Origin of the sequence: Cupriavidus basilensis (assembly GCF_029335485.1) — a bacterium.
Classification (GTDB): Bacteria; Pseudomonadota; Gammaproteobacteria; order Burkholderiales; family Burkholderiaceae; genus Cupriavidus; species Cupriavidus basilensis_E.
This window is the reverse complement of the sequence record NZ_JARJLM010000313.1, coordinates 1-2721: the sequence shown is the minus strand read 5'-3', so window position 1 is coordinate 2721 and position 2721 is coordinate 1. Positions and strand designations below refer to the sequence as shown.

The window sequence follows — 2721 nt, the reverse complement described above, 5'->3', positions numbered from 1 at the left end:
ATGCAGTAAAGGACTGAAGGAAACCATGAGTGCCAGCCTGTTTGACTTGCATATTGCCCAGACTTGTCCGGACGAATACACCGCACTGCGTGAAGCCAATGCGCGCTATCGTTCGCTGGCCGTCCGCTTTCTCGATGGCGACGCGGCCGTCAGCGAGGCCGACTGTCTCGCGGCCAAGGACGAAACTGACCGTGCCGAAACGGCCGCACGTGCGGCCTTCCTGCTGGCGTTTCAGACCCTGGCTAGCCAAAGTTAAGGAGGGAATCACGTGGTACGAAGGGCAATTCCTGAACCGCTGCCGGCCGGCAAGTACCTGGCCAGGTGCCGGGAGACCAGCCACATGCTTGCCATCGAGAACGGGCATGAGGACGTGTTTCCGCGGGCCACGCTGTGTCAGCGACGGCCGCTGGCGCACCTTCTTCCGCGATGGCAAGGCAGTGTGGGACTGCAACGCGAGCTACGCCGCCGCGAATTTCATCATCGAACCCGCGCCATCGGAGAAGACGGCATGAGCAACCTGCCTCGTCCCAAAACGCAGTCCGTCACCCATCACGTGCCCGAGCACCTCGTGGGGGCGTTCCTGAAGACGGCAGACGAATTCTTCGCCAACGCGCGAGGCATGCGGACAGCGGGCCCAGCGTCCCCAGGAGGTGCGCGCCCAGGATTGCGACCGTGGTATGGATTCGTTGTTGCACTTGGCCGAAGTGGCTGCCGAAGGCGACTATGTCGATCCGACGTTGGTGGCGATGCGGTGGGCCCGGTGTCAGGGCGTGTCGTATATGCGTATGCAGTCCGCCTGCGTCAATGATTTAGTTCGTTTGACACCGGGACGTACCGGCCTGGTCTCCACAGCGGAATCGCCTTTCGGTGGCCACGAAACGGTCGGGACGTGGCCGAGAAGGCTTCTGCTACGGAATCAGCGGTTTTGCGGCAAAATATTCGCGGTGCAAGTACGTCGCCTCATTCAACCCAGGCTGGGAAGTAGCCCAGTGCCGTCTGTACTGACCCATCGTGCGACGGAACCACGACAATATCCGGATGCGCGTCCATTAGCACGCGAATCTGGTCTACGGTATCTTGTGTTTGTTCAATCTCACCATCAACCAACCAGCGCGCCGCCCAGAACTTCGGGCTACCAAATTTCAGTGCCTTGGCGTTCCAGACCGCATCGCCCACAAAGAAGTACTGTTTGCCGGAGTCGACTGTTATAAACATGCCGATCGAACCGCGCGTATGACCGAGCAACGGTACGAGCACGACCGTACCATCTCCATAGAGATCCAGACTGCTGGCGAACCCTCTATATGACACCGGCCTGAATGCCAAGGCTTTCCATTTGATCGATTGCGCGCTGACCTGCGAGTGCCAGCTGCCACCGACACCAGCAGCAGGGTGCCTTATCATCTCCAGCTCCGCGGGATGCACCAGGACTGTGGAATCCGGGAAGTCGACAATGCCACTGGCATGATCCCAGTGGCTGTGACTCAGGATAATCGTTTGAACCGGTTCAATGCCGGCGCGCAAGAGTTGGGCTCTCACGGGATCCACCGGATCTTCGTACTTGAAGAACAGACTTTGCCACCAAGGCATATCTAGCCGATATTGATCAGCCACCTTGGAACCCAGCCCCGCATCAAACAGAAAAGTGTCTGCGCCATGTCTAACAAGGAACGCGGAGAAGTCATTACTCACCTTGCTAGTAAAACTCCCACCTGCGTAGACCAAAGCCTCGGTAACAGATAGCTTCGCGGTTCGGATGACCGCAAAAGTGACCTTGGGATGGGTGGGAAGCGACTGGCTGATTGGTGCCGGGGCATCGGCGGCGATAGCAGAAATGGTAATAGCGGACAGCAGTAGAAGAATCAGCTTGCGAAGCATGGAGGCACCTTGATCTATTGGTTCTGGGATCCCATGAATGAAATCCCATGGGCACCTTAAACGTTGGTGTACACTCCAATGTCAAGGAAAGCCGGGGTGATGACCCTGAAAGATGCCCTCGGATGAACATTAGTGAACTGGCAAAGGCCGTTGGCACCACTACAGATACACTGCGCTATTATGAGAAGGTGGGGCTGTTGGAGGCACCCACGCGTCTAGGCAATGGCTACCGTTCATACGGTGCGGAGGCCATTCGGCACATTCAATTCATACGCAGCGCTCAAACGCTCGGATTCTCGCTTGCCGAGATTCGAGAAATCATCCCACAATTGATTGACGGCAGATTTGGTCGGGCCGAGATAGAACAACGCTTGAGTGCCAAGATCGATCAGATCGATGCCCATATCAGCGCGCTTCGATCCTTGAGGAAAGAGCTGGTCGCAACGGCCAACTCGTTGTCCTGTCCCCTGGGAGTTCCCGTCTCCGTTGAATCCGCAACCAAAGTTGTGGCGGCCGGTCAGGAGACGTCGCATATGGCTAGAAAGATGCAGGCTCTGTCGCGATAAGGACGCGGCGACGAGCGAATTGGGGCGTTGGGATTCGCTCAGGCGGCTAAGGCATAGAATTGGTCAGCGGCCGACGGATTGCTCCCATCGTGGCACTGCATCTGGCCCTTGGCGATCATATGCATGAGCTCGATGCCGCCCAGCAAGGTGCGCGCGCAGCGGAAGTCCTTGAAGCCAAGCATTGGTCGAGTCTGGCGCTTGATGGCCCGATGGTCGGCACGCCAGATGAATCAGGCCTTCGCGGCCCGATAGCCAGCGCTCGGCGGGGCACTAGACG

4 protein-coding genes and 1 pseudogene are annotated in these 2721 nt (G+C 58.0%); 3 read left to right on the top strand and 2 right to left on the bottom strand.

The genetic code is table 11. The features are described 5' to 3' along the window. On the top strand, positions 1 to 256 hold a 256-nt coding region (locus P3W85_RS18305), incomplete at its 5' end, for a hypothetical protein (protein WP_276265833.1). A 106-nt stretch (positions 257 to 362) separates the two neighbouring features. Next, entirely contained in the window at positions 363 to 512 is a 150-nt protein-coding gene (locus P3W85_RS18300) for a hypothetical protein (protein ID WP_276265832.1), read from the top strand. A 448-nt stretch (positions 513 to 960) separates the two neighbouring features. Here P3W85_RS18300 and P3W85_RS18295 read toward each other — a convergent pair whose 3' ends face one another. After that, positions 961 to 1878: an MBL fold metallo-hydrolase gene (locus P3W85_RS18295; protein ID WP_276265831.1), complete on the bottom strand. Its 918-nt coding sequence runs from the start codon at positions 1876 to 1878 to the stop codon at positions 961 to 963. A gap of 47 nt (positions 1879 to 1925) precedes the next feature. Between P3W85_RS18295 and P3W85_RS18290 the strand changes: the two genes are divergently transcribed. After that, a complete protein-coding gene (locus tag P3W85_RS18290) occupies positions 1926 to 2444 on the top strand; it encodes a heavy metal-responsive transcriptional regulator (protein WP_276265830.1) in 519 nt (172 codons plus the stop codon). A 38-nt stretch (positions 2445 to 2482) separates the two neighbouring features. Here P3W85_RS18290 and P3W85_RS18285 read toward each other — a convergent pair. Further along, positions 2483 to 2659: pseudogene (locus P3W85_RS18285) on the bottom strand (IS6 family transposase); the annotation flags it as partial. Positions 2660 to 2721 lie beyond the last annotated feature (62 nt).

Bases quoted from the DNA above. Each gene is read 5' to 3' on its own strand.
- P3W85_RS18290 (WP_276265830.1), top strand. From the start codon at position 1,926: ATGGGCACCTTAAACGTTGGTGTACACTCCAATGTCAAGGAAAGCCGG.
- P3W85_RS18300 (WP_276265832.1), top strand. From the start codon at position 363: ATGAGGACGTGTTTCCGCGGGCCACGCTGTGTCAGCGACGGCCGCTGG.
- P3W85_RS18295 (WP_276265831.1), bottom strand. From the start codon at position 1,878: ATGCTTCGCAAGCTGATTCTTCTACTGCTGTCCGCTATTACCATTTCT.